1 protein-coding gene is annotated in these 793 nt (G+C 58.6%); it reads right to left on the minus strand.

Translation table 11 applies throughout. The features are described from left to right. Positions 1 to 789: condensation domain-containing protein (locus ACTEK7_RS36630; RefSeq protein ID WP_346347589.1), on the minus strand; the 789-nt coding region annotated here is incomplete at its 3' end. Between the last annotated feature and the right edge of the window lie 4 nt (positions 790 to 793).

A 793-nucleotide genomic window follows, 5' to 3' on the forward strand; every position in this document is an offset into this window, starting at 1 on the left:
TGCAGCAAGAGCGTTGTATGCGTCCTCCAATGCTTCCAGGAATAGCCGATAGCCCATCCCATCCACTACGAAATGATGCACCAGTACCAGCAGATAATAATCGCCGCTTTCCGAAGCACGGAAGGCCGCGACGTGAACAAGAGGCGTGTGGCCGTCAAACCGAAACATGTGTTGACGTCTTGCCGAGACGCTCTCGATTGTCCTGCGCTGGTCTGGGCCGGTCATCCGGACGAGATCGATCTCCTCCACGATGCGTGCGGCCGGACAAGGGCCAATCCCCAGCCGGAGTCCATCTTGGGTTCGGGCAACGCGGAGCCTGAGGCCTTCGTGCCTCTCGATGACATGGGCCAGAGCGCGGTCCAGGATCTTGATGTCCAGGATGCCGCCGCGCAAGAAGAACAGATCGCCGAGGTTAAAATGCTCGTCAAAGCCGACAAGAGAATTCCAAAACGATATTACGGGGGGCACAGGCAGTAGGCCGTCCGCGGAAGCCACGTTGTGGGGTGCCGCCTCCGCTTGCCCGGCCGCCAACTCCCTGATGGTCGGTGTTCGATAGAGCAGGTTGACAGTGAGATTCAGCCCGGCTTTGCGCGCCAGCGTGACGCAACGTACGCTCAGAAGAGAATCGCCGCCAATATCAAAGAAACTGCTGTCGATTCCCACCCCCTCGGCGCCTAATAGATCCTCCCAGATCCGAGCAAGAACCCGCTCGTTCCTGGTGCGGGGCTCAGCAGATGGACTAGTTTCTATCTCGCGGTAAGGAACGGAGGAAAGGCGAGCACGGTCTATCTTT

The sequence above is a fragment of the Bradyrhizobium sp. JHI2711 genome, from assembly GCF_056156565.1.